Below are 25994 nucleotides of genomic sequence, written 5' to 3'. Positions count from 1 at the left end.
TTATTATACTATGTATTTCAGAAAAAGCAAGAGTTTTTTTAAAAAATTCTCTCAAAACTAGATAACAGTAAGCATACATTCAAATTGGTTAAGTCCTCGATCGATTAGTATCTGTCAGCTCCATGTGTCGCCACACTTCCACCTCAGACCTATCAACCTGATCATCTTTCAGGGATCTTACTTCCTTGCGGAATGGGAAATCTCATCTTGAGGGGGGCTTCATGCTTAGATGCTTTCAGCACTTATCCCGTCCGCACATAGCTACCCAGCGATGCCCTTGGCAGAACAACTGGTACACCAGCGGTGCGTCCATCCCGGTCCTCTCGTACTAAGGACAGCTCCTCTCAAATTTCCTGCGCCCGCGACGGATAGGGACCGAACTGTCTCACGACGTTCTGAACCCAGCTCGCGTACCGCTTTAATGGGCGAACAGCCCAACCCTTGGGACCGACTACAGCCCCAGGATGCGATGAGCCGACATCGAGGTGCCAAACCTCCCCGTCGATGTGGACTCTTGGGGGAGATAAGCCTGTTATCCCCGGGGTAGCTTTTATCCGTTGAGCGATGGCCCTTCCATGCGGAACCACCGGATCACTAAGCCCGACTTTCGTCCCTGCTCGACTTGTAGGTCTCGCAGTCAAGCTCCCTTGTGCCTTTACACTCTGCGAATGATTTCCAACCATTCTGAGGGAACCTTTGGGCGCCTCCGTTACCTTTTAGGAGGCGACCGCCCCAGTCAAACTGCCCACCTGACACTGTCTCCCCGCCCGATAAGGGCGGCGGGTTAGAAGGTCAATACAGCCAGGGTAGTATCCCACCGATGCCTCCACCGAAGCTGGCGCTCCGGTTTCCAAGGCTCCTACCTATCCTGTACAAGCTGTACCAACATTCAATATCAGGCTGCAGTAAAGCTCCACGGGGTCTTTCCGTCCTGTCGCGGGTAACCTGCATCTTCACAGGTACTATAATTTCACCGAGTCTCTCGTTGAGACAGTGCCCAGATCGTTGCGCCTTTCGTGCGGGTCGGAACTTACCCGACAAGGAATTTCGCTACCTTAGGACCGTTATAGTTACGGCCGCCGTTTACTGGGGCTTCAATTCGCACCTTCGCTTACGCTAAGCGCTCCTCTTAACCTTCCAGCACCGGGCAGGCGTCAGCCCCTATACTTCGCCTTACGGCTTCGCAGAGACCTGTGTTTTTGCTAAACAGTCGCCTGGGCCTATTCACTGCGGCTCTCTCGGGCTTGCACCCTAACAGAGCACCCCTTCTCCCGAAGTTACGGGGTCATTTTGCCGAGTTCCTTAACGAGAGTTCTCTCGATCACCTTAGGATTCTCTCCTCGCCTACCTGTGTCGGTTTGCGGTACGGGCACCTCTCACCTCGCTAGAGGCTTTTCTTGGCAGTGTGGAATCAGGAACTTCGCTACTATAATTCGCTCGCCATCACAGCTCAGCCTTCACGGGAAACGGATTTGCCTATTTCCCAGCCTAACTGCTTGGACGCGGATATCCAATACCGCGCTTACCCTATCCTCCTGCGTCCCCCCATTGCTCAAATGGTGAGGAGGTGGTACAGGAATATCAACCTGTTATCCATCGCCTACGCCTTTCGGCCTCGGCTTAGGTCCCGACTAACCCTGAGCGGACGAGCCTTCCTCAGGAAACCTTAGGCATTCGGTGGAGGGGATTCTCACCCCTCTTTCGCTACTCATACCGGCATTCTCACTTCTAAGCGCTCCACAAGTCCTTCCGGTCTTGCTTCACAGCCCTTAGAACGCTCTCCTACCACTGTTCGAAGAACAGTCCGCAGCTTCGGTGATACGTTTAGCCCCGGTACATTTTCGGCGCAGAGTCACTCGACCAGTGAGCTATTACGCACTCTTTAAATGGTGGTGCTTCTAAGCCAACATCCTGGTTGTCTAAGCAACTCCACATCCTTTTCCACTTAACGTATACTTTGGGACCTTAGCTGGCGGTCTGGGCTGTTTCCCTTTCGACTACGGATCTTATCACTCGCAGTCTGACTCCCAAGGATAAGTCATCGGCATTCGGAGTTTGACTGAATTCGGTAACCCGGTAGGGGCCCCTAGTCCAATCAGTGCTCTACCTCCGAGACTCTTACCTTGAGGCTAGCCCTAAAGCTATTTCGGAGAGAACCAGCTATCTCCAGGTTCGATTGGCATTTCACCCCTACCCACACCTCATCCCCGCACTTTTCAACGTGCGTGGGTTCGGGCCTCCATTCAGTGTTACCTGAACTTCACCCTGGACATGGGTAGATCACCTGGTTTCGGGTCTACGACCACGTACTCAATTCGCCCTATTCAGACTCGCTTTCGCTGCGGCTCCGCATCTTCTGCTTAACCTTGCACGGGATCGTAACTCGCCGGTTCATTCTACAAAAGGCACGCCATCACCCGTTAACGGGCTCTGACTACTTGTAGGCACACGGTTTCAGGATCTCTTTCACTCCCCTTCCGGGGTGCTTTTCACCTTTCCCTCACGGTACTGGTTCACTATCGGTCACTAGGGAGTATTTAGCCTTGGGAGATGGTCCTCCCGGATTCCGACGGAATTTCACGTGTTCCGCCGTACTCAGGATCCACTCAGGAGAGAACGAAGTTTTGACTACAGGGCTGTTACCTCCTATGGCGGGCCTTTCCAGACCTCTTCATCTACCTCGTTCCTTTGTAACTCCGTACAGAGTGTCCTACAACCCCAAGAGGCAAGCCTCTTGGTTTGGGCTGGTCCCGTTTCGCTCGCCGCTACTCAGGGAATCGCATTTGCTTTCTCTTCCTCCGGGTACTTAGATGTTTCAGTTCCCCGGGTCTGCCTTCTCATATCCTATGTATTCAGATATGGATACCACTCCATTACGAGTGGTGGGTTTCCCCATTCGGAAATCTCCGGATCAAAGCTTGCTTACAGCTCCCCGAAGCATATCGGTGTTCGTCCCGTCCTTCATCGGCTCCTAGTGCCAAGGCATCCACCGTGCGCCCTTTCTAACTTAACCGTTAAAAAGAATCACTACGTGATATCTTGCATTACAATTGAATGTGAATTACTTCTGTTATCTAGTTTTCAAAGAACAACGCATAGGACATGCTAACACATGCGTTGCCACAGGAAGTGGCGCATTTAGCAGGTGTTCCTATGTTTTGAAGGAATGATCCTTCAAAACTAAACAAGACAGGGAACGTTCTGTTTATAAGACCCAAGGTCTTATATTCCGTTAAAATCCTTAGAAAGGAGGTGATCCAGCCGCACCTTCCGATACGGCTACCTTGTTACGACTTCACCCCAATCATCTGTCCCACCTTCGGCGGCTGGCTCCATAAAGGTTACCTCACCGACTTCGGGTGTTACAAACTCTCGTGGTGTGACGGGCGGTGTGTACAAGGCCCGGAACGTATTCACCGCGGCATGCTGATCCGCGATTACTAGCGATTCCAGCTTCACGCAGTCGAGTTGCAGACTGCGATCCGAACTGAGAACAGATTTGTGGGATTGGCTTAACCTCGCGGTTTCGCTGCCCTTTGTTCTGTCCATTGTAGCACGTGTGTAGCCCAGGTCATAAGGGGCATGATGATTTGACGTCATCCCCACCTTCCTCCGGTTTGTCACCGGCAGTCACCTTAGAGTGCCCAACTGAATGCTGGCAACTAAGATCAAGGGTTGCGCTCGTTGCGGGACTTAACCCAACATCTCACGACACGAGCTGACGACAACCATGCACCACCTGTCACTCTGCCCCCGAAGGGGACGTCCTATCTCTAGGATTGTCAGAGGATGTCAAGACCTGGTAAGGTTCTTCGCGTTGCTTCGAATTAAACCACATGCTCCACCGCTTGTGCGGGCCCCCGTCAATTCCTTTGAGTTTCAGTCTTGCGACCGTACTCCCCAGGCGGAGTGCTTAATGCGTTAGCTGCAGCACTAAGGGGCGGAAACCCCCTAACACTTAGCACTCATCGTTTACGGCGTGGACTACCAGGGTATCTAATCCTGTTCGCTCCCCACGCTTTCGCTCCTCAGCGTCAGTTACAGACCAGAGAGTCGCCTTCGCCACTGGTGTTCCTCCACATCTCTACGCATTTCACCGCTACACGTGGAATTCCACTCTCCTCTTCTGCACTCAAGTTCCCCAGTTTCCAATGACCCTCCCCGGTTGAGCCGGGGGCTTTCACATCAGACTTAAGAAACCGCCTGCGAGCCCTTTACGCCCAATAATTCCGGACAACGCTTGCCACCTACGTATTACCGCGGCTGCTGGCACGTAGTTAGCCGTGGCTTTCTGGTTAGGTACCGTCAAGGTGCCGCCCTATTTGAACGGCACTTGTTCTTCCCTAACAACAGAGCTTTACGATCCGAAAACCTTCATCACTCACGCGGCGTTGCTCCGTCAGACTTTCGTCCATTGCGGAAGATTCCCTACTGCTGCCTCCCGTAGGAGTCTGGGCCGTGTCTCAGTCCCAGTGTGGCCGATCACCCTCTCAGGTCGGCTACGCATCGTTGCCTTGGTGAGCCGTTACCTCACCAACTAGCTAATGCGCCGCGGGTCCATCTGTAAGTGGTAGCCGAAGCCACCTTTTATGTCTGAACCATGCGGTTCAAACAACCATCCGGTATTAGCCCCGGTTTCCCGGAGTTATCCCAGTCTTACAGGCAGGTTACCCACGTGTTACTCACCCGTCCGCCGCTAACATCAGGGAGCAAGCTCCCATCTGTCCGCTCGACTTGCATGTATTAGGCACGCCGCCAGCGTTCGTCCTGAGCCAGGATCAAACTCTCCGATAAATGGATCACAGACTAAGTTCACTGCATCCTGCAGTAACGTCTGTGTGATCTGCATCATGCAGACCTTAGTTTGACTGACTACGCACATCGCTGTGCGATTTATTTAAAACTTTGAATTAACAGGTACGTTTTGTCTTGTTTAGTTTTCAAAGATCATCTCAACCTCATCTCGAGGCGACTTTTTCAGTATAACATTTCAGCGTTTTGCTGTCAAATGTTTTTTGTTTTTATTTCTCCGCCGCTGTGAGCTTTTTGGTGAAGCGCATCAGCGACGTTTAATAATATACCATGCCTATGATTCAGCGTCAACACTTTTTTTGAAAGAATATCCTCGATGATATACTTCCTGCCCTTTGGTCTCTATTTGAGATACTTCAACAAAGCCTTTTTCCGTCAGGTAATCAAGCATGACACCGAGATCTTGGGTGAAGTGCACCAGTTCAGGGTGCTGAAGCAATTCTCCAAACTGCCACATTTCTTTTTCTTTCATCACTTGAAAAAGGTGCGCAGAACCGATTTCAGCTTTTGAATGGATGAGAAAATCATTTGCTAAGAATAATAATTCAAGCCTTTTCTCCAAGCTTTCGTGACTCTCGACAAGTTCGGAATATAGCTTATATACCTGCGGCTCAATGTGACGGACCTGGTTCCAGACTGTCGTTTCGGGATAAAACCCCCGGTCAATCACTTCTATGCGGGCCAAGTGGTGAAGAGCGTGCACTACCGCATAATATGCATCCAGAAAATGATCAGCTTCAAAAAACGCTTTTCCTTCTACAAATCTTCTGATCAGCTTGCCGTATTCCATTCCGATCTTTAATTTCCGCTCGGCGAAAGGAAAAGTGCTGAGCCGGTCATTGAGTTCAGATATATATTCATTGCGGTCAAACAGCACTTTACCGTTGATGATCCAATCTATGACTCTTCTATTTGTCCCAAGCAGAATCCATTCCTGAAGCAGAGCATCCGTTACAATATGTAAAGAAGCGGTTTTGTGTTCGAATTCATAATGCTTTATAAAAAGAGGTTCATCAGCCTGTTTGACAATGACAAGCATGACCGCATCAAAGTTATCCGTGATGGATGATGCTTTACTCCTTCTCTCAATCATAAGGACGGCCAGCGTATCGGGATGACTTGCTCTTTCTTGGTAAATTGGACGGAGAAGATTGTCCATTACGATTCCTCCAATGCGATTGTTTCACTAGCTATTGTTTCTACATTTCTATGATAAAACATGAAAGTCCTTTTTTCTAAACACATTGCACTATTATAACAAATTTCCTTTTAGGTGCCATATTTATTCTTCCCTTTTCTTACGAAAACATGAAGAATATGCCATCTGTTTTGTGCTATAGTTAAACCAGAGGGGGATGGACATGGCGAAATACTCAAGCAAAATTAATAAGATCAGAACGTTTGCGTTAAGTTTGGTTTTCGTTGGGTTTATCATTATGTACATCGGGCTGTTCTTTAAGCAGTCTGTTTTGCTTGCCAGCTTGTTTATGATTCTCGGCCTGCTGTCGATCGGACTCAGCACCGCCGTTTATTTTTGGATCGGCATGCTGTCCACAAAAGCGGTTCGGGTGATGTGCCCCGCTTGCGAGAAAGAAACGAAGATTCTGGGAAGAGTGGATATGTGCATGCATTGCAGAGAGCCGCTTACATTGGATAAAGGATTGGAAGGCCAAGCGTTCGATGAGTCTTATAACAGAAAAAACAGTGTAAAATAAACGAAGCTGACCGTATCAAAGCGGTCAGCTTCGTTTATTGGTTTTCTTTTTTGGAACATTCTTGGCAGACGCCGTAAATCTCCAAACGGTGGTGGCTTACCTTAAACCCTGTGACGTGAGCAGCAAGCTGTTCCACTTCGTCAAGCCCGGGATAATGGAAGTCCACTATTTTTCCGCAGCTTTCACAAATGGCGTGATAATGGTCAGAGGTGACAAAGTCAAATCTGCTGGACGCATCTCCGTACGTCAGTTCCTTTACAAGCCCCGCTTCCCGGAATACACGCAAATTGTTATACACTGTCGCAACACTCATATTAGGGAATTTCCCTTCCAAGGCTTTATATATATCGTCCGCTGTCGGATGTGCCATAGAATCCACGAGATATTCCAGAATGGCATGACGTTGAGGAGTAATCCGGACTCCCGTATCCTTCAACGTGTCTAAGGCTTCTTTTAATTCATGTGCAGCCATCCGTCATGCACCTCTCTTCTAAAAAAGATTCTTACTTTATAATGTTTATAATTAGTGTACATCTTTTTCCGGTCTCCTGTCAAATGTAATCTGAAGAAAACCCCGTGAGTTCAGCATTTGTCCATTAATTAGACGCAATTTGTTCCAATTCGCGAAGCGCCTCCGCAACGTGATCTTTCACTTTTACCTTTCTCCACTCCTTCACAAGACGGCCTTCTTTGTCTAACAAAAAAGTGGATCGCTCGATACCCATATATTCTTTCCCAAAATTCTTCTTCAGCTTCCACACATCAAAAGCTTCCGCCAGTTTGTGCTCATCATCAACGAGGAGCTGGAAAGGAAGATCGTGTTTTTGCTTAAATTTTTCATGTTTATCACGGCTGTCAGGGCTTACTCCGATGATAACCGCATCAAGTCCCGCGAAACTTTCGTGCTGATCACGGAAATCACATGCTTCCGTCGTGCATCCGGGTGTCATGTCTTTCGGATAAAAATAGAGAACGACGTACTTCCCTTTAAAATCCGTCAATGCTACTTCTTCCCCGCTGTCATTCACTAATTTCATATCCGGTGCTGTTTGTCCGATTTCAATCGTCATTTCTTATACCTCCGGGTTTTTTATTAAGCGTATCCAATTCACGTTAAGATTACAACCGTTATCCCCCCGCTCTTTTCTGGAAGCATGAACCCGTTGTGCTCGCAATGAAGCATGCTACAATAGAACATGATGTAAGGAGATATTAGGAGGGTCATTTTTTGTATACAAAATCAGTTGAACTTCATAAGGAAGCGTTAGAGCATATCGTCGGAGGCGTGAACAGCCCGTCCAGATCCTATAAAGCGGTAGGCGGCGGTTCACCCGTTGCGATGGAAAAAGCGAATGGCGCTTATTTCTGGGATGTAGACGGGAATCAGTATATCGATTATTTAGCGGCTTACGGCCCGATTATTACCGGACATGCCCATCCGCATATTACTGAAGCGATTAAAACAGCGGCTGAAAACGGCGTGCTGTACGGGACGCCGACCAAACATGAGGTCACTTTCGCCAAAATGCTGAAGGAGGCCATTCCTTCACTTGATAAAGTACGATTCGTAAACTCAGGCACTGAAGCGGTGATGACAACGATCCGGGTTGCACGCGCTTATACAGGCCGGACAAAAATCATTAAATTCGCCGGCTGCTATCACGGCCATTCTGATCTCGTACTTGTCGCTGCGGGTTCCGGCCCGTCTACGCTCGGCACCCCTGATTCCGCCGGCGTGCCGAAAAGCATCGCCAATGAGGTGATTACCGTTCCTTTCAATGACATTGAAAGCTACAAAGCCGCGCTGGATAAATGGGGTTCAGAAATCGCAGCGGTTCTCGTCGAGCCGATCGTCGGCAACTTCGGCATCGTTGAACCTGAAGAAGGATTTTTAGAACAGGTAAATGAATTGACCCATAAAGCGGGTGCGCTCGTCATTTATGATGAAGTGATCACGGCGTTCCGTTTTATGTACGGAGGCGCGCAGGATCTTCTTCAAGTGAAGCCTGATTTAACGGCGCTCGGTAAAATTATCGGGGGCGGCTTGCCGATCGGCGCTTACGGAGGCAAAAAAGAGATCATGGAGCAGGTTGCTCCGCTCGGCCCGGCATATCAAGCCGGCACGATGGCCGGAAACCCGGCATCTATCCTATCAGGCATCGCCTGCCTGGAAGTGCTGAAGGAAGAAGGCGTTTACGAGCGGCTTGATGAGCTCGGCGCCAGACTTGAGCAGGGCATTCTCGCCCATGCGGAGACACATGGCATTACCATCACCGTCAACCGTTTAAAAGGCGCGCTCACGGTTTACTTCACTGATGAAAAGATCGTCAATTACGAGCAGGCGGAAAATACAGACGGAGAAGCATTCGCCAAGTTCTTCAAGCTGATGCTTGAGCGCGGCATCAATCTCGCTCCATCGAAGTATGAAGCTTGGTTTATCACAACCGCACATACTGAAGAGGATATCGACGCCACTTTACAAGCCGTTGAAGATGCGTTCAGACATATGAAAAAATAACTGCTGAAACAAGCGGGAGCCCGGGGCTTCCGCTTTTTCTTTTTGTCCGATTTGTGAGATAATGGTTTTTTCAAAAAAAGACCTTGAATAATTGGTATGATCCCTGTATATTACTTTATTGTTTAGCAAATCAGCCGACAGGGAAATGTAAGTGTCAGCCGTTCGTTCGGCACATAATTTATTAGAGAAAGGAATGCACGCACAAACCAATGAAACTTGGTGCCCGCATTTTTAAAACAGGGATTGCGATTACGCTCGCGCTCTACTTAGCATCATGGATCGGACTTCCGTCGCCGATCTTTGCCGGGATTGCAGCTATATTTGCCATACAGCCCTCTATTTACAGGTCTTTTCTTATCATTATTGATCAGGTTCAGGCAAATATCATCGGCGCTGTCATCGCTACGGTATTCGGACTGATTTTCGGACCGAGTCCGATTATGATCGGATTGACCGCAGTGATTGTCATCACGATCATGTTAAAACTGAAAATTGAACACACCATTTCGATTGCGCTCGTGACAGTTATCGCGATTTTAGAAACACCGGGAAACAGCTTCCTGACGTTCGCTCTGATACGAACAAGCACCGTTATTTTAGGCGTGCTGTCTTCTTTTATTGTGAACCTTGTGTTTCTTCCGCCGAAATACGAAACGAAGCTGACTCATCATACGGTTGAATATACCGATGAGATCATGAAATGGATCAGGCTGACGATGCGTCAGTCCACGGAACACTCGATATTGAAAGAGGATATTGAGAAGCTGAAGGAAAAGATGATGAAGCTTGATCATACGTACCTTCTTTATAAAGAGGAGAGAAGCTACTTTAAGAAAACGACGTATGTAAAGTCGCGCAAGCTTGTTTTATTCAGACAGGCGATTATTACGGCAAATCGGGCGCTTGATACGCTGAAAAAGCTGCACCGCTATGAAAACGAGATTTATCATATGCCGGAGGAATTTCAGGAGACGCTGACAGAAGAAATTGATTATCTGCTTCATTGGCACGAAAGGATTCTGATGCGGACGGTCGGCAAGATCAAACCGCATGATGACGATGCTGAAGAAAGCATAAGATATAAACAGCTTTTGACGAAGTCTTTCTTGAAAAATCAGCAGAACTGCGAGGATGAACTGCTTGATTACAATATGCTCAGCATTATGGCTGCGGTTGCGGAATACCGCGAGCAGCTGGAGCATCTCGATACATTAATTACGAGTTTTCAGACATACCACCCGAAAGACAGCGAATTAGAAACAGACGAAGAGTAACCCGGTGCTTCCGTAAAACCGGGTTTTTTTGCATTCAAAAAAACGTATGCCGCCCATTCGGACGGCATACGTTTTTGTATCAGTTCAAATTCTGAATCGTAAATAAGTGTCTGTACTGGCCGCCTCGGGCCATTAATTCCTCGTGCGTGCCGGTTTCGACGACGGCGCCGTTTTCCATGACGACAATTTTATCCGCATGCGTAATCGTGGACAGCCTGTGGGCGACGATAAATGTCGTCCGGTTTTTCGCAAGCTTGTCCATCGCTTCCTGAATGTAGTGTTCACTTTCAAGATCAAGAGCCGATGTCGCTTCATCCAAAATCAGCAGCGGCGGATTTTTTAAGAATACACGGGCGATCGAAATCCGCTGCTTCTGCCCGCCTGACAATTTGACGCCCCGTTCGCCGACTTTGGTTTCGTAGCCTTCGGGGAAGTTCATAATAAATTCATGGGCATTTGCCGCTTTCGCAGCCGCAACCACCTCATCCAGAGACGCTCCCGGTTTACCGATGGCGATATTTTCACGAATCGTCTCACTGAACAGAAACGTATCCTGAAGCACCATTCCAACTTGATTGCGGAGGCTTCTCGCTTCATAATCGCGAATATCTGTGCCGTCAATCAGCAGGCTGCCGCCGGATACATCATAAAAACGCGGTATGAGGCTGACAAGCGTCGATTTTCCGCCGCCGCTCATTCCGACGAGCGCGACGGTTTCCCCTTTTGTCACCTTTAAGGAAACGTCCTGCAAAATCGTTTCTTTTCCTTCCTCATAACGGAACGAGACATTTCGGAATTCAACTTCGCCCTTAATGTCGTCAGCTTTTACTGCATTCGGTTTATCAGTCAGTTCATACGGCTCGTCGATAAATTCAAATATGCGGTCCATCGAAGCGATCGACTGGGTCAGCGTGGTCGATGAGTTGATCAATCTTCTGACCGGATTGTACATTCTGTCAATATAGCCGACGAACGCAACCATCGTCCCTACCGTCAGCGGACCGTTTATGACAAAATAACCCGCAAACGCGATAACAAGCAGCGGCGCCAAATCCGTAATGGTATTCACGACTGCAAACGTTTTTGCGTTCCAATTCGTATGACGGATCGCTCTGTCCAGAAAATGTCCGTTTTTTTCATCAAAATTGGCTTGTTCATAATCTTCAATGGCAAAACTTCTGATAACGGGCATCCCCTGAACTCTTTCGTGCAAATGTCCCTGAACTTGGGCGAGTGCCTGAGAACGCTCACGTGTCAGTTTTCGGAGGCGGCCGTAAAAGTATTTCACTGAAATTCCGTATAACGGAAACAAAATGACAGATATCAATGTCAGCTTGACATCGAGTGTAAACATAATGCAGATGACGATCAGCACCGTCATCATATCAAGCCAGATATTCATCAGTCCCGTTATGACAAAGTCTTTTGTCTGTTCAACATCATTTATCACCCGGGAAATGACTTCGCCCGTTCTCGTGTTGGCATAAAACCTCAGGCTCAATTTTTGAATATGATCAAACAATACCCCCCTGATATCGTAGAGCACCCGGCTGCCCGTCCATTGCGCGAAGTATTGCCGATAGTACTCTACCGGGGGACGCAGAATTAAAAACAGCACGAACATGATGCCCATTATCGTGAATAGCGATGAAGTTTTAGCGCTTGCCGTTCCGCTCCCTTGAATAATGTCATCGACCACGTATTTTAACAGAAGCGGGAGAGCCAGCGGGATGGAGAATTTTATAATGCCGATTAACACTGTGATAAAAATTTGTTTTTTATAAGGTTTTACAAATTGCATATAGCGTCTGATTACGCCCACACTTTATCCCCCTCTCTCTTTAAGGCGTGTGAGCCCATGTGAAAAACCTGTTGACACCCCAACAGGTTTTTTTATTGTATTCTTTATTTTGTATAGCGCAGATACCGTTCATACCACATATCAACAAATTCCGGAGCAAACGGTCCTTTCCGCTGATGAATCCAGTGCAGCAGCGTATTCAGATACTCCTTCAGAATGCTGTCGATCTCTTTAGGGTAATTCATTGATTTGCGGTGGTCATCGTATTCATCCTCGTCAAGAATGTTATATGTCATATCCGGAAACACCTTGACATCCAAATCGTAATCAATATATTTGATGGCCTCTCCGTCATAAGCGAACGGCGAGCTGATGTTGCAATAATAGTGTACCCCGTCATCTCTCAGCATTCCGATGACGTTAAACCACTGACGGGCATGAAAGTAGCAGATCGCCGGTTCTCTCGTCACCCACGTCCGTCCGTCGGATTCCGTCACCATTGTCCGGTCGTTGGCTCCGATGATACACAATTCCGTACTTTTTAAAATCGTCGTTTCATTCCAAATTCGATGAAGCAGCCCGTTATGCTTATAGCTGTGAATTTGAATGGTTTCTCCTTCCTTGGGATATCCCATATTTCTCCCCTACTTTCTGTAAAGCCCTGCAGTCAATGCAGCCGCAATTGCTTTCCGACAAGTCTTTTCACTATTATAACGTTACGAATTAAAAAATGAAAATAAAAGAACCACTCCGCTTCCGGAATGGCACATTCATTTCTGCACATAGGAAGACGGCTTTTCCGTGCTGCGATAAGACTGGATGACTTGCTCTGTCTGCCTTTGGAATAACTCCTGTATGCCGGCCAGGTCTTTTCGCTTTGTCGCAATTTCGTCCTGTACATTGTCCAGCTTTGCATCTCTTTCCAGACTGATAAGTTCCGCTTCCACCTGGCGGCAGCGGTCAAGTTCTGACTGCAGCTCGAGAAGCTGATCCATGATTTTCATCTGTTCACTTACAAGCTTTTCAAACTCTGACATCGGGTTCCTCCTTAGGCTTTTAGGTTGATACTCCTTACCATTTCGATTTTCCGCCGGAAAACCCTTTGACTCATTCTGTAGAGGAATCACAAGTTTTGTCGTTTCGGCAACAGAAAAAAGCACTTCCATCCGAAGATGAAGTGCTTTTTCGTTTCAGTGATTAGCTGTTTTGCTGTTTGTTTTGTTCAGCAGATTGGTTTTGCTTTCTAACCTGCTGCGCATCAGTTTCACTGGCGAATTCAGTGCCGAATTGACCCTGACCGGAAGCTGATTGCTGGTTTTGTCTTTTCACCTGCTGAACGTCTGTTTTGCTGTATTTTGAGTTTGCCATTGTTATCACCTCCACGCACTTTAGAATGCGCAGGAGACGATAAGGCTATTCATCTTTTTTAAAACTTATACGAGCAGAGAGCGTCCGCCGTCAATAATGATGGTCTGGCCGCGGATCATGTCCGCTTTTGAAGAAACTAAAAACTCCACCGTGTCGATCATATCTTTAATCTCGACCATTCTGCCGGCCGGCGTATTTTGGCGGGCATCTTCCAGCAGTTCATCTCTGTTAGGGAAATGCTTCAGCGCGTCCGTATCAATCGCTCCGCCTGACACCGCGTTTACGATGATGTTTTTCGGAGAAAGCTCAACCGCCAGATAACGGGTTAACGATTCTAAAGCGGCTTTTGAGACACCGACCGTCGTATAGTTTTCAAGATAGCGGATGCTGCCGAGCGAGCTGATGCTGACGATGTGGCCGCCTCCGTTTTTCTCCATCATCTTTGCCGCTTCCTGGGCGCAGAAAAGCAATGCTTTCGCGTTGATATTCATCGTCCAGTCCCAGTGTGTTTCTTCGAGTTCCATAACCGGTCTCAGCACGCCTGAAGCCGCATTATTGACGAACACGTCCAGTCTGCCGAATGTTTCGTCAATCTGGTGAAACATGTCTTTGATTTTTGCCGGCTGGCCGACATTAGCTTTAATGACGAGCGTTTTAACGCCGAGTTTTTCAATTTCTTCGGCGGTTTCTAATGCCGCTTTTTTACTGCGGGCGTAATTGATGACGATATTGTATCCTTTTTCCGCGAGTCTGATGGCGGCTGCTTTCCCGACGCCTCGGCTGCTTCCCGTGATCAGTGCGCATTTATTTTGTTCCATTTTTCCTCAGCTCCTTGCTGTGTATAGTTCTTTTCATTCAACAAACAATAAAAGCAATATCTGTTGAAAGGGGTCTTTTATATGTATGTCGGACGTGATATGGGCGAATTGGCCATGATGCCCAAACAAGATTGGAGAGATTCAGAGCTCGCCTATTTCCATCATGCCTTCCAGCAAATTATGCCGTATTTAAACGAAGAAGGCCAGTCCAAATACCGGGAACTGATTCAGGAAATCGAAGCCCGCGGCGGACTGAAACGGAATGAAGCGGATTACGGCCACGGCACTCGCGTCAGCTATGACTGACGCTTTTTAGCGGCCGCTTTCTTCCGCCATTTTCCATATCTTTTGATGGGAAACGGGAAATGCGTATTCCTTGAGCTCCTCTTTTGTGACCCGTATGAATTCCGTTGTATCCGACACTTGTTTTACTTTACCGAAAAAGACCGAAATATTCCAGACGAGATGGGTGAAAACATGTTCTACGATGCCTTCCAGCTCCCCGATTTCAGCGGTTATTCCCATCTCTTTTTCTAAATAGGCTTCAAGCTGCTCTCTTTCAGTTTTGATTCCTTTCTGGGTTTCGGTATTCGGAAACTCCCACAAGTTGGCGAGCAAGCCTTTTGGCGGCCGTTTATGAATATAGACATCGCCTTGTTCGTCTGTCAGCACAACGGCTGCCATTGTTTTTATTCCGGGCTTTTTCTTTTTGCTTTTAACGGGCAGCTCCCGCTCTGTCCCTTCCGCAAATGCCGAACAGTGCTTTTGTACGGGGCAAAGCAGGCATGACGGCGATTTCGGGGTGCAGATGATCGCGCCGAGCTCCATTAAACCCTGATTGAATTCAGATGGTTTTTCATGAGAAATGAAAGCGGATACCGCCTGTTCGAAAATGGTTCTGGTTTTAGGTTTTGCGATATCGTCCCATATGGAAAGAATTCTCGACATGACACGCATCACATTGCCGTCTACGGCGGGAATCGGTTTGTTGTATGCGATGCTGAGCACGGCGCCTTTTGTATAAGGGCCGACGCCTTTCAGTCCGCCAAATTCCTTTTCCCCGGCAGGGACGACTCCCCCGTACCGCTCATGCACTTCTTTTACGGCACTTTGCAGATTTCTTACACGGGAGTAATAACCTAGCCCTTCCCAGGCTTTGAGCACTTTTTCCTCATCGGCTTCAGCGAGCGCCGAAACGGTCGGAAATTGCTCAACAAACCGCAAGAAATAAGGAATAACGGTATCTACGCGCGTCTGCTGCAGCATCACCTCTGACACCCACACCCGATACGGGTCCTGATTTTCTCTCCACGGCAGAATTCTCTGTTCTCTTTCGAACCATGTAATTAAGTCCTCGCGAAATTTGTCTATATCTTTTTGTTTCATTTTTTCTTCAAGTGCGTTCATATCTTCTCCTCAGATGTTTCGGGTTCCGCTTTTCTTGACACTGTATTTTGGTGTAAACTAAGGGCACGTTACGATAATATGTTACATTAAATAGTGATAAAGAAAAAGCGGAAACATATGAGAACGGCGGATAAACGCCATGATTGGGCAAACAGAAAATGGGGAATATCTTATAATGCGAAATATGCGGGCGGCTGATTTTTAACGCCTGCTAGGAGGTCAACAATGGATACTGGCACTCACGTTGTCATGGGTATCGCGCTTGGCGGAATCGCAACTCTTGATCCTGCCGTCGGCATGCACACCCCCATGTCTCAGGCAGTTATGATCGCCGCGCTTGCCGGCTCTCAGGCACCTGATATTGATACCATATTGAAGCTGAAAAATAATGCCGTTTATATTCGAAATCATAGAGGATTCACGCACTCCATTCCCGCCGTATTATTTTGGTCCGTTCTGATTCCGGGCATTTTGTTTATGTTTTATCCGGAAGCGAACTTTTTGCACCTGTGGCTGTGGACGCTTCTGGCTGTCGTTTTGCATGTGTTTGTTGACATTTTTAACGCGTACGGCACACAGGCCATCCGTCCGTTTTCGAGAAAATGGATCGCTCTCGGTTTAATCAATACCTTTGATCCGTTTATTTTCGTCAGCCACTTGGCCGCGATTGCCGTGTGGTATATCGGAGGTCATCCGGGCGTGACATTTCTGATGCTTTATATCATCCTCGCAGGATATTACGCCGTCCGGTTTTTGATGCAGCTGCGGATAAAGCGAAGGCTGCGCGAAATGATTGAAGAGGAGATTGAAACCATCATTATTTCGCCGACGATGAAATTCAGGCAGTGGCGTATCGCCGTGACGACGGCGCATGCCTTTTATGTCGGCAGAAGCCTTGACGGCCATGTCGTGATATTGGATACATTCAACCGCGTGCCCGTTCCGGAAACCGACGTGATGAAGGCCGCGAAACAGGACGAAAATATTGCAGCCTTTCTTTCATTTTCCCCCGTTTACAGGTGGGAGGTCGATACTTTTAAAGATCATTATGAGGTGCGCTTTATTGATTTGCGCTACCGGAGCAAAGGCCACTATCCTTTTGTCGCCATCGTCCACCTCAGTCATGATTTAGAGCTTCTCTCTTCCTACACGGGCTGGATTTTCAGCGAGGAAAAACTGCAGAAAAAATTAAAGCTCGGCTCTGTTTAAGAGCCGGGCTTTTTTTGTCTTCTCACATATATAGCGGCAAACACGAGGCTGATCACCGATAGAGCGGCCGCGGGTTTAAAAAACGGCGGGTAATACGTTAATTGAATATCGTTTTTTCCTTTTTGCGCTTTAAATCCGATAAAGGAATAATCCGCTTTTTCAATCTGTTCTTTTCTGCCGTTTATCTTCAGCTCCCAGCCTTTTTCATATGGAATCGGAAGCATGATATACGGTGCGCGGGTTTTGTTTTCATACGAGATATGAAGCGTATTTCCGCGCCATCTGAGATCGGCCCGCGGTTCTTTTTCCGCTTTTCGGTATGCGTTTTTCAGCGTATCGTACCGTTCTTCGTAAAGCGCCAGTCTGTCAAGCTGATACGATCCTTTCGGCAGACGGATTTGGATGTTTTTTGTTTTCGGCACTCTGACAGTAAGATCGTTGACACCTGTTTTGTAAATGGATTGATTCGATTTTCTCGTTGTCGTGTAATCGTTCACTTTTAATGTAAAGCCCTGGTCCTTCGCTTTATTCTTCAAATAAAAGCTGACGTAATAATCGCCGCCGTCCATCTTAGCGGCTTGCGGCGTAATGATCAGGCCGCCGCCGTCTTCGTTTACCGTCAGGATGCCGTTATGATAATCGCCATGTTCGGCCGCTATCTCTGCATGGCGGATCATATTTTTCGCCTCAGGCGCTTTTTTCGTGTTGGCTGCGCTTGATTCCGTGATGATCCCGTCAAGCATTGCCCGTTCTCTGGCAAGGGCGGGCGCTTTTTTCAGGCCGTCCTCGTTATATATGCGATCAGCTGTCCGTACGAACGGAAGCATATATTGATTTTGATAAACCGCATAATGGGATGATTCCATGATTTTTTTGAACCCGTACGGCACGCCGGCCTCGTTTGTTTTTTCCGTCATATAATATTTTCCGTAAAGCAGGCTGTATAAATTAGCCCTGTTTCCTAATGTCGCATAGCGGCTGACGCTTTCTCTGCCCATATCAATCCGGAGATCGTTCCAGTAAAAGGACAGCAGATTGCGGTTCAGGATGCTTGAGTATACGCTGAATCCGTTGAACCCGTAAATGATCGGGGTGTTATTGAAAACACCGTTCATCCAATCTAAACGGGCAAACGGATCAGGGTCTTTTTCTTTCAGACGCTGAATAAGCTCTGTTTGTTCTTTGCCCTTATAGTCAGGACCCGTCATAAAGGTATGCGATACCGTATAAATCTTCCCGCCTTCTGATAACGCATATTTTTCATATGTATTAGCCGTCAGCACCGCCGTCAAGAGAATGACGGCATAGACGGCGGGCACCGCGCCTTTCAGTCTTGTCTTTGCTGCAAGGAAAGCGGCAATGGTCAGCCCCAGAAGGAGCAGGATAGGCAGGTTGGCCTGATCAGAAATATCCAGGCTGAACCGTCTCACTTGACTCCAATAGAGCAGAACGGCGAGTACGGCGGATATCAGCATACTCTTCATGCTGATGTCTGAAAGCTTAGAAAGCCCTGCTGCAACCGTTCCGGCAATCGTGAAGCACAGGACGTATTCAAACCTGTTTTGCGGAGCTGAAAAACCGTTAAAGGCGCTTGCCGCAAACGGACTGAAGTGAAACAGAATGTACAGCAGACTGATTCCCGCAAACAGCCGAAACAGCCGGTTTTTATATAAAGAAAATGTAAATAGAAAAAGTAAAAAAACCGCCGGCAGAATGATTATCCGGCTTGAAAATAAAATGTTGTCGGAAAAATCAAGCCATGCAATCTGCTCTGAATACGGCGGCCGCAGATTATGAAGATATCCGTATACGACAGGGATAAAGGAGACTGCGCTTATGCCGAAGCCGAGAAGGCCTGACAGAATAAACATTCTGCATTGAGTGAGCTTTTTGGCTTCATTGTCTTCAAGATGAATGATCCATCTGAATAAGATGTAAATGCCGATGAAAATCAGATTAATATACGCAAAATAAAAGTTGTTGATCAATGTCAGCGCACAGGCGAAGATAAACCACGCCGGCTTTTTTTCCCTGATGATTTTTTCCGCGCCGAGCACGAGCAGCGGCAGCCACACCATACTGTCAGTGAAAAAGTCCCAATACACCTCATGCCGGAAGTAGATAATCGAGACCCCGTACAACACGGCGCCGGCAAAAGCAGGCACCGTCCGTTTGACGAAATAGCGGAACACACACGCCGCCGTGAATATGATAAAACTCTGCTTGGCGATGCTGATAAAAACGGAGGCCTGCGCCCAAAACAGCGCATCAGCCTCACCCGTCAGCTGAATAAGCTGCAAAAAGCGGACAGCGGCGGAGATAAACAGGAATAGAAAAGAAGTAGAGAAATAATAGCCGAGCTGACTGTACACTCCCCCGCCCAGTCCGAACGAATAGCTGTAAAACAGCCTGCCGTTCATATATTGATCAAACAGCAGCTTTTTGAAGACCGCCATTTGGGCGATCCCGTCTCCAGACCCCGTCATATAGCGGCCTGCCGACCACTCTTTTAAGAAAAAAATATGAGCGGCTGCCGCAGCCAGCACACAGGCTGCCGGCAAGATCCATTTATTTTTTTTCATACAATGTCCCCAGACCCTGCGCACAGCGGCGGCTGTTTAATGGTTCCACTTGCGCTTTTTTGTATAATTCGTTTCATTTTGTTCTCCGTACGTTATATTCGCTTCTTTAATTAAATAGTGCGGGCGTTTTTTTGTTTCATAGTAAATCCGGCCGATGTATTCTCCGATGATGCCGAGACTCAAAAGCTGGATGCCCCCTAAAAACAGCACGGCGGAAATAATGGTGAAGTATCCGGGTACGGACACGCCGTGTGTCAGAATATGAACAAAGGTCGTTACAATATAAACCATCGACAGAAGCAATATCAGAATACCGGTGAAAAAGCATACCCTGAGGGGCTTGTTGTTGAAGGAGACGACACCGTCCATTCCGTAGTTGAACAAATTGCTGAATGACCATTTGGACGTGCCGTTCTTCCTTTCGACATTTTCATAAAATACGATTTTCTGGTCAAACCCGATCCAGCAGAACAACCCTTTCGAGAAACGGTTCCCTTCACTCAGCTTCAAAAGAGCATCAACGGCCTGCCGGCTCAGCAGGCGGAAATCTCCGACCCCGTCACGCAAGTCCACTTCGACGGCTTTGTTGATAAATTTATAATACAGGGAAGAAAGCACGGAACGCACGGGGCTGTCCCCTTTTCGGTTGCGCTGCGCGATGACTTGGTCATACCCTTCTTCATAGCCTTGAATGAAGTCTTTCAGCAGATGGGTCGGATGCTGCAGATCGGCGTCCATCACGATTACCGCTTCGCCCTGCACGTGTTCAAATCCTGCCAGAATGGCCGCTTCTTTCCCGAAGTTGCGGGAAAAAGATATGTATTTGACGCGATGGTTTCTGGCGGCCAGTTCTTTAATCTGCTGAAGGGTGTCATCCGCGCTTCCGTCATTGATGTAGAAAATTTCATAGTCATAATGAATCGTCTGAAATTCTTTTTTTAAAGATTCATGGATGAGCTTGACGTTGTTCCCTTCATTGTAAGACGGAATAATAATTGAGATTAACCTTTGTTTCATGAAGGCACCTTCTTTGTATTATTCTTTTTTTAGGACGGCCTTAAAGGAATTGTCCGCAAAACTTCAGTAAGGCTTTTCCTTTTTTTAATGACGTTTAAACCCTTTTTTTGTTACAGGGAAAGAAATTTTTTTCTGCATATGGTTTATATTTTGTCATGTTTTTCGGCAGATATGAGAAAAAAAAGAAAAAGTCTGTACGCGGGACAGACTTTATTGCTGAAGGTATTCATGAATCAAATGGCTGACGATGCGCGGTTTTTCGTGAATGACCCAATGTGAGGCATCATCTATGAAGATTAAGTCGCCGTTTGGAATCATCCGTTTTGTTTCCTTGGCGAGCTTTTTGCTCAGCGCGCGGTCGTTGACGCCCCATATTAACCGGTACGGAACGGGCATTTTAAGCGGAACGGCAGGGCCTAAACCGCCGGCTCTGATCGCCCGGTACCAGTTCAGCATCGCCGTGAGCGCTCCTTTTCTGCCCCATGCTTCTTTGTAGCTGTCGACATCTTCCCGTGAAAAAAGCGCCGGGCGTTCGGATAAGCCGATCGCGTGATCCAATACGCGGTAATCGTCTTCAGACAATCTCCGTTCCGGCTTTTCCGGAAGCTGAAAGAAAGCGATATAAGAGCTTTTCTTCCACTGCGGCGGGTAGAACGGTGTGACCTTCCGCATAACCGCCGGGTGCGGGATATTGACCGTGATCAATTTTTCAACGTATTGCGGCCGCGTGGATGCCAAATGCCAGGCCACGGCTCCTCCCCAATCATGTCCGATGACGACGGCTTTGTCATTTGTAAAATGAGTGATCAGCCCGATAATGTCGTCTCTGAGCGTATCAATGGTATAGTTTTCAATGCCCTCCGGTTTGTCACTGAGATTATAGCCGCGCTGATCAGGCACGACAACATGGTATCCGGCATCCGCCAGCGGTTTGATCTGACTCTTCCAGCCGTACCAGAATTCCGGAAACCCGTGCAGCAGCACCGCCAAAGGACCGTCTTTCGGACCGGCTGAAGCCGTGTGCAGCGTCACTCCGTTTGTTTCGATCATGTGAAACGTAATGTCATTCATCGATTCTCCTCCCCGTTTGTTTCAATCTTCTTTCTGTTAAGACGATGATCAGTACGCTGATCGCAATCAACAATACGGCCTGAACAATCAGGGCGAACGGCTGAGTCAGCCGGATAAGCAGGCTGCCCGAAAATCCAGCTGCCGCCGAAATAAGGCCGAACAGAATCATGAGGAGCGCACTGAATCGATTGCCTTCTTTCCACTGCGACTCATCCGCCATAGAGCGCTTCGTCCGATATCCGTATAGGCTGCTGATCGACTTCGGCGGAAAAAATGTGACTGAAATGCCGGCCGCAGCCATCAGAAGGCCGCCGATCACCATTATCATATCCATCACTCTCCTTTTCATCTTTTACGAAAGGAAAGGCGAAAGGTTTCAGAAAAAAAGCAGGCTCATTCGCCTGCCTGAATCTTTATTTTTGAGTTAAGTCGGCCGTTTTCACATAACCTGCTTTCCCGCCGTATGTGATGTACGCCCATTTACGGTCAAACCCTCCGTCATGGCTGAACCCCCAGCCGAGCACATTGACGGTTTCACCCGCTTTAACGGACCCTTTTTTGCCGGTTTCCAAAGTCGGCGTATAAAAATCGGTTTGTTTCGCGGTCACCGCCTTCACCGGCTGCTTCATCAGAAAATGCGTGGAAATATAGGCTTTGTGACCTTTGTAGTCAATTTCAGCCCACTCAGCTCCTTGAAGCCGTTTAACCTTTACGGAATCCTCTGAACGAAGCGTGCCGATAATCCGCCCTTGTTTATTGGGTTCTTTGCGGACATTAAGTTCTCCTGCTTTCACGATATATGTATCTGCTGCGGTGTCTATTTTTGTCTGGTGAACTGCTGCGGCATTCGCTGCCGGATCAAAAAAAACGGTGCCTGCGGCTAAAAATAAGCAAAGTCCTGCGGCCGGAATAAATGCGGTTAACCCCTTTTTCATGTTCATTGTGGTTCCTCCCCGCTATTTTATAAGTTATTACACATTTCCACATTCCGCCGGTCGTCAAACATGATTTTCCCATTTCTTTTATAAAAAGAAAAAACCGCCGGACGGTATCCGGCGGGCGCACTGCTATATTAATGCAGGAGACCCCTGCTTTGATCCAAATAATGAGAAACGTCTTCCCGAACGCTCTGGAACATATGGAGCTTGCTGCCGTATGATTCGATCCATTCCTTGACGACGCGTTCCGTCATTTGCTCTCCTTGATACGGGCGGCCGGCTTTTGCGTAAGTCGCTTCGAAATCTCCCCATAAAAGCTCAACCCAAGTTCGCGCTTGCAAATAGCTGAGCATGTCATTTTTCTCAAGCAGCAAATTCGTCAGTTTGTCGATATATGTATTCATGTCTCTGTCTCCTTTCCTTGGGAAAACCTGCTGCTTTTACGCAGCTTGTCACAGGCATATACTAACTTTACGTCTTCAGTCCAGAAGGCGCAACCTTTTGATATTGGCCGAGGGGGAAAACAAATGGTCCGGAACAAGGCAAAAGGATTTCCTAATCAGAACAATAATAAGTTTGAAGGCGAACCGCGGGCAAAGGATGACTACGCTTCTAAACGGGCGGACGGTTCAATTAATTCGCACCCGCAAGAGCGCATGAGAGCTTCAGGCAGACGATAACATACACCGTAAGAGACCGGGAATGACCCGGTCTTTTTTTTGCGAAAAAAAACATCCTCGTGCGGTCATAACGCTAAATAAATTCCATAATATGTTAAATGTTAAACCGCAAGCCGTAGACAAAAAAGGAGGGGTTTTATAAAATGAAGACAGTTTCAAAACGATTGCTGAGCCTTACCGCATTCTTACTGTCAGTTTCATTATTTGCTGTTTCAGCAGAAGCAGCGGGCAGCCCGCAGACATCTGTATCAAACAGCGGTGAGGAGTTTGACGCAAATCAGAATCAGCCTGTACAAACAACACAGACATCCCCCGCTTATGAAGGAACGGGCCTCACCAAAAGACAGCTTGCACAAAACAGCAAAGCTGACATCAAGTCATTAAAGCCTTCCAGTATTATTGGGACAGACGAACGAATCAGAATTTCTCCCACAACATCATTTCCATATCGCGCGACAGCACAGCTGACCGTTACATACAGCGGCAGCACAAGCACCTACGGATGCACCGGTTTTTTTGTCAATGCCGACACGATCGTTACGGCGGGACATTGCGTGTATGATCAGAAAAACGGCTGGGCATCGAAAATTACGGCAGCTCCCGGCCGCAACGGGTCATCGTACCCGTACGGCTCTTATTCAGGCAAGACATTCTACAGTGTCAAAGGGTGGACAGAAAACGGTGACACAAACTATGATTACGGCGCAATCAAAGTAAACGGATCGCCCGGGAATACTGTCGGCTGGTACGGCTACCGGACGACCAACAGTTCCAGTCCGGCCGGGCTTTCCTCAACCGTGACAGGATATCCGTGCGACAAAGTGTCCGGTTCCATGTGGTCGGACAGCAAGCCGATACGTTCTGCCGAGACATATAAACTCACTTACACGACAGATACGTTCGGCTGCCAGAGCGGATCGCCCGTTTACCGCAATTACAGCGACACCGGCCAGACCGCCATTGCCATTCATACAAACGGCGGGTCGTCTTACAATCTGGGAACAAGGGTGACAAACAGTGTATTCGACAACATTCAATATTGGTCAAATCAATAAAGCTTTTGTTATCTTTCTCGCGGCGGCCGTTTTATGCGGATGCGGCAAAGCGGATGATTCCGCCGCCAAAAAGGCAATGCCCGTTACGCTCCATGTTGAGGATGCAGACGGTTCACCGGCTGCCGGTGTGACGGTTACCGTGATGAAAGCGGCGGAGTCAGATCATCAGCCCAATATAGATCGCGGAGAGATAATAGGCAAGACTGATCACCACGGCGATATTGCATGGAAAAGCGGCGCGAAAGGAACCTATGCCGTCGTTTTTGAAAAAGACGGAGTACCGGAAACCCGGAATATTTCCTTAGCTGAGAGTGATAAACATACGGTGATCAGCATTACATTGAAACACTGAAAAAAGCTTGCAGGCGGAATATCCCCTGCAAGCTTTTTGTTATCCTTTATGCACTTGGTATTCATAAACATCTTTCTTCTCAGACAGATGAGCGAACGTGGAAAGCACAAGGCCGAGAGCCGTCATCAGCGCACCGCCGGCAAACAGCCATGAGTAAGATCCCGTTCCCCCGAGAATCAATCCGCCGATCCAGGCGCCGAGCGCGTTTGCCAGGTTAAAGGCGGAAACGCTCACCGCAGCGGCTATTGTCGTGCCGTTTTCAGAGGAAGAAATAACCTTGGTCTGCAAAAGCGGCGGCGTGCCGAACGCACATGCGCCGAACAAAAATGTCGCTGAAACGGCGGCGGCGGGAAAGACAGCGATATAAGGGAAAATCGCCAAGACGCCGATCAGGCCGATCATCACACCGATCATCGTGCGCGTCAGCAGTTTAAGCGGCACTTTCCCCGCGAAGAAATTCCCCGCCACTCCGCCGAGACCGTAGGCAAATAACGCGCCTGTGATGCCGACTGTGCCGAACCCCGCTGAATCTCTTAAAATCGGCTCAATAAACGTGTAAGCGATAAATACGCCTGAGTAGCCGAGAATGGTGATCGCAAAGGAAAAAATTACTTGTTTATGCTTAAAGACACTCCATTCATTCATCAGCATCGGAATCACTTTCGGTTTCCGGTTCGGTACGACCAGCATCAGTCCGATCAGCCCGATCAGGCCTAAAACGGAAATAATGAAAAAGACGGCCCGCCAGTTAAGGGCATCCCCTAAATAAGAGCCGAACGGGACGCCGAGCATCAGCGCCACGGTTAATCCGCCGTTCATGGAAGCCGCGGCGGCGGAACGTTTTTCAGGCGGCACCATTTCACTCGCAAACACCATGGCGATCGCAAAAAAGGCTCCGTGAATGGATGCGGATAAAATTCTGGAAATCGCCAGCACGGCGAAGTTCGGCGCAAAGACGCTCATCAGGTTGGCAAGGACGAAGATGCCCATCAACCCTAGCAGCACCGGCTTTCTCGGCAGCTTAACCGCGATAATGGTTACGATCGGGCCCGTCAGGCAGACGCTTGCCGCGTACGCCGTAACAAGCATGCCCGCTGAAGATACATGTATATGAAAGTCATCGGCAATCGACGTCAGAATACCCATGACAGCATATTCCGTATACCCGATGGAAAATGTGCAAATCATTAAAACAAAAATCATTAATTTCACAGATGGCTGTTTCATTTTGATATTCAACGCAAATCGCCTCCTTTTTATTAAAAAACAACGAATTCCATCTTAAAAGATATCAAAAATGAATTCAATCATTTTTTACTGAAAGGTTGAAACGAATGTGCCCGAAAAGAAAAAGAGGCCGGAACCGGCCTCTTTTGT

At 47.9% G+C, this 25994-nt stretch carries 23 protein-coding genes, 2 rRNA genes and 1 pseudogene; 8 read left to right on the top strand and 18 right to left on the bottom strand.

What is annotated here, in order from left to right:
- Positions 1 to 84 precede the first annotated feature (84 nt).
- The 3 genes from VP472_RS04300 to VP472_RS04290 all read right to left on the bottom strand — a co-directional run bounded on the left by VP472_RS04300 (position 85) and on the right by VP472_RS04290 (position 5971).
- Positions 85 to 3013 (bottom strand): 23S ribosomal RNA (locus VP472_RS04300).
- A gap of 232 nt (positions 3014 to 3245) precedes the next feature.
- A 16S ribosomal RNA gene (locus tag VP472_RS04295) occupies positions 3246 to 4794 on the bottom strand.
- Together the 16S and 23S rRNA genes form the textbook arrangement of a ribosomal RNA operon.
- Positions 4795 to 5086: 292 nt before the next feature.
- Positions 5087 to 5971: a nucleotidyltransferase-like protein gene (locus VP472_RS04290; protein WP_003155463.1), complete on the bottom strand. Its 885-nt coding sequence runs from the start codon at positions 5969 to 5971 to the stop codon at positions 5087 to 5089.
- Between the two features lie 202 nt (positions 5972 to 6173).
- Between VP472_RS04290 and VP472_RS04285 the strand changes: the two genes are divergently transcribed.
- Positions 6174 to 6527 carry a YgzB family protein gene (locus VP472_RS04285; protein ID WP_003155464.1) on the top strand — a complete coding sequence of 118 codons (354 nt, stop codon included), beginning with the start codon at positions 6174 to 6176 and terminating at the stop codon, positions 6525 to 6527.
- A gap of 34 nt (positions 6528 to 6561) precedes the next feature.
- Here VP472_RS04285 and perR read toward each other — a convergent pair whose 3' ends face one another.
- Both perR and bcp read right to left on the bottom strand, forming a co-directional pair.
- A complete protein-coding gene (perR, locus tag VP472_RS04280) occupies positions 6562 to 6999 on the bottom strand; it encodes a peroxide-responsive transcriptional repressor PerR (protein WP_146276377.1) in 438 nt (145 codons plus the stop codon).
- Positions 7000 to 7123: 124 nt separating this feature from the next.
- Complete coding sequence (gene bcp / locus VP472_RS04275) at positions 7124 to 7597, bottom strand: thioredoxin-dependent thiol peroxidase (protein WP_003155466.1); 474 nt, start codon at positions 7595 to 7597, stop codon at positions 7124 to 7126.
- A gap of 158 nt (positions 7598 to 7755) precedes the next feature.
- Here bcp and VP472_RS04270 point away from each other — a divergent pair, with 158 nt between their 5' ends.
- Both VP472_RS04270 and VP472_RS04265 read left to right on the top strand, forming a co-directional pair.
- The gene (locus tag VP472_RS04270; protein WP_007408567.1) at positions 7756 to 9045 is read left to right on the top strand and encodes a glutamate-1-semialdehyde 2,1-aminomutase; all 1290 of its coding nucleotides are present in this window, start codon (positions 7756 to 7758) and stop codon (positions 9043 to 9045) included.
- Positions 9046 to 9254: 209 nt separating this feature from the next.
- Positions 9255 to 10319, top strand: coding sequence for an aromatic acid exporter family protein (locus VP472_RS04265; protein WP_003155468.1), 1065 nt, complete (start codon positions 9255 to 9257; stop codon positions 10317 to 10319).
- A 79-nt stretch (positions 10320 to 10398) separates the two neighbouring features.
- Here VP472_RS04265 and VP472_RS04260 read toward each other — a convergent pair whose 3' ends face one another.
- From VP472_RS04260 to fabL, 5 genes and pseudogenes are all read right to left on the bottom strand, one after another.
- Positions 10399 to 12141 carry an ABC transporter ATP-binding protein gene (locus tag VP472_RS04260; RefSeq protein ID WP_146276375.1) on the bottom strand — a complete coding sequence of 581 codons (1743 nt, stop codon included), beginning with the start codon at positions 12139 to 12141 and terminating at the stop codon, positions 10399 to 10401.
- Between the two features lie 83 nt (positions 12142 to 12224).
- Positions 12225 to 12755 carry a nucleoside tri-diphosphate phosphatase gene (ntdP, locus tag VP472_RS04255; RefSeq protein ID WP_003155475.1) on the bottom strand — a complete coding sequence of 177 codons (531 nt, stop codon included), beginning with the start codon at positions 12753 to 12755 and terminating at the stop codon, positions 12225 to 12227.
- A 135-nt stretch (positions 12756 to 12890) separates the two neighbouring features.
- The gene (locus VP472_RS04250; protein WP_003155476.1) at positions 12891 to 13157 is read right to left on the bottom strand and encodes a YgaB family protein; all 267 of its coding nucleotides are present in this window, start codon (positions 13155 to 13157) and stop codon (positions 12891 to 12893) included.
- Between the two features lie 160 nt (positions 13158 to 13317).
- Positions 13318 to 13470: pseudogene (locus VP472_RS04245) on the bottom strand (gamma-type small acid-soluble spore protein); the annotation flags it as partial.
- Positions 13471 to 13553: 83 nt separating this feature from the next.
- Entirely contained in the window at positions 13554 to 14306 is a 753-nt protein-coding gene (gene fabL, locus VP472_RS04240; protein WP_070081527.1) for an enoyl-[acyl-carrier-protein] reductase FabL, read from the bottom strand.
- 81 nt (positions 14307 to 14387) lie between these two features.
- Here fabL and VP472_RS04235 point away from each other — a divergent pair, with 81 nt between their 5' ends.
- A complete protein-coding gene (locus VP472_RS04235; protein ID WP_003155479.1) occupies positions 14388 to 14612 on the top strand; it encodes a hypothetical protein in 225 nt (74 codons plus the stop codon).
- A 6-nt stretch (positions 14613 to 14618) separates the two neighbouring features.
- On the opposite strand, the gene mutY is transcribed toward VP472_RS04235, so the two are convergent.
- The gene (mutY, locus tag VP472_RS04230; RefSeq protein ID WP_146276371.1) at positions 14619 to 15713 is read right to left on the bottom strand and encodes an A/G-specific adenine glycosylase; all 1095 of its coding nucleotides are present in this window, start codon (positions 15711 to 15713) and stop codon (positions 14619 to 14621) included.
- Between the two features lie 225 nt (positions 15714 to 15938).
- Here mutY and VP472_RS04225 point away from each other — a divergent pair, with 225 nt between their 5' ends.
- Complete coding sequence (locus tag VP472_RS04225; protein ID WP_003155481.1) at positions 15939 to 16922, top strand: metal-dependent hydrolase; 984 nt, start codon at positions 15939 to 15941, stop codon at positions 16920 to 16922.
- Here the strand turns inward: VP472_RS04225 and VP472_RS04220 are convergent.
- The 6 genes from VP472_RS04220 to VP472_RS04195 form a co-directional block, all read right to left on the bottom strand.
- Positions 16919 to 19504 carry a YfhO family protein gene (locus tag VP472_RS04220; protein ID WP_153986652.1) on the bottom strand — a complete coding sequence of 862 codons (2586 nt, stop codon included), beginning with the start codon at positions 19502 to 19504 and terminating at the stop codon, positions 16919 to 16921. The two genes, VP472_RS04225 and VP472_RS04220, sit on opposite strands and share 4 nt — an antisense overlap.
- A 36-nt stretch (positions 19505 to 19540) precedes the next feature.
- The gene (locus VP472_RS04215) at positions 19541 to 20521 is read right to left on the bottom strand and encodes a glycosyltransferase family 2 protein (protein ID WP_003155484.1); all 981 of its coding nucleotides are present in this window, start codon (positions 20519 to 20521) and stop codon (positions 19541 to 19543) included.
- Between the two features lie 210 nt (positions 20522 to 20731).
- A complete protein-coding gene (locus VP472_RS04210) occupies positions 20732 to 21592 on the bottom strand; it encodes an alpha/beta fold hydrolase (RefSeq protein ID WP_070081525.1) in 861 nt (286 codons plus the stop codon).
- The gene (locus VP472_RS04205) at positions 21585 to 21920 is read right to left on the bottom strand and encodes an SdpI family protein (RefSeq protein WP_138091930.1); all 336 of its coding nucleotides are present in this window, start codon (positions 21918 to 21920) and stop codon (positions 21585 to 21587) included. The genes VP472_RS04210 and VP472_RS04205 overlap by 8 nt, the downstream gene beginning before the upstream one ends.
- A gap of 85 nt (positions 21921 to 22005) precedes the next feature.
- The gene (locus VP472_RS04200) at positions 22006 to 22533 is read right to left on the bottom strand and encodes an SH3 domain-containing protein (protein WP_146276367.1); all 528 of its coding nucleotides are present in this window, start codon (positions 22531 to 22533) and stop codon (positions 22006 to 22008) included.
- Between the two features lie 131 nt (positions 22534 to 22664).
- Entirely contained in the window at positions 22665 to 22934 is a 270-nt protein-coding gene (locus VP472_RS04195) for a YfhJ family protein (protein WP_003155492.1), read from the bottom strand.
- 123 nt (positions 22935 to 23057) lie between these two features.
- Here VP472_RS04195 and VP472_RS04190 point away from each other — a divergent pair, with 123 nt between their 5' ends.
- The 3 genes from VP472_RS04190 (at position 23058) to VP472_RS04180 (ending at position 24617) form a co-directional block, all read left to right on the top strand.
- Positions 23058 to 23210: a small, acid-soluble spore protein K gene (locus VP472_RS04190; RefSeq protein WP_003155495.1), complete on the top strand. Its 153-nt coding sequence runs from the start codon at positions 23058 to 23060 to the stop codon at positions 23208 to 23210.
- 143 nt (positions 23211 to 23353) lie between these two features.
- Positions 23354 to 24265: a trypsin-like serine peptidase gene (locus tag VP472_RS04185; RefSeq protein ID WP_003155497.1), complete on the top strand. Its 912-nt coding sequence runs from the start codon at positions 23354 to 23356 to the stop codon at positions 24263 to 24265.
- Complete coding sequence (locus tag VP472_RS04180) at positions 24228 to 24617, top strand: DUF2606 family protein (protein ID WP_146276365.1); 390 nt, start codon at positions 24228 to 24230, stop codon at positions 24615 to 24617. The genes VP472_RS04185 and VP472_RS04180 overlap by 38 nt, the downstream gene beginning before the upstream one ends.
- Positions 24618 to 24656: 39 nt before the next feature.
- Here VP472_RS04180 and VP472_RS04175 read toward each other — a convergent pair whose 3' ends face one another.
- The gene (locus tag VP472_RS04175; RefSeq protein ID WP_025650229.1) at positions 24657 to 25850 is read right to left on the bottom strand and encodes an MFS transporter; all 1194 of its coding nucleotides are present in this window, start codon (positions 25848 to 25850) and stop codon (positions 24657 to 24659) included.
- Positions 25851 to 25994: the final 144 nt, after the last annotated feature.

This window comes from Bacillus sp. MT(2024) (assembly GCF_036362845.1).
GTDB classification, from domain to species: domain Bacteria; phylum Bacillota; class Bacilli; order Bacillales; family Bacillaceae; genus Bacillus; species Bacillus velezensis.
Note: the sequence above shows the minus strand (reverse complement) of the source record. Positions and strands in the feature narration are given on the sequence as shown.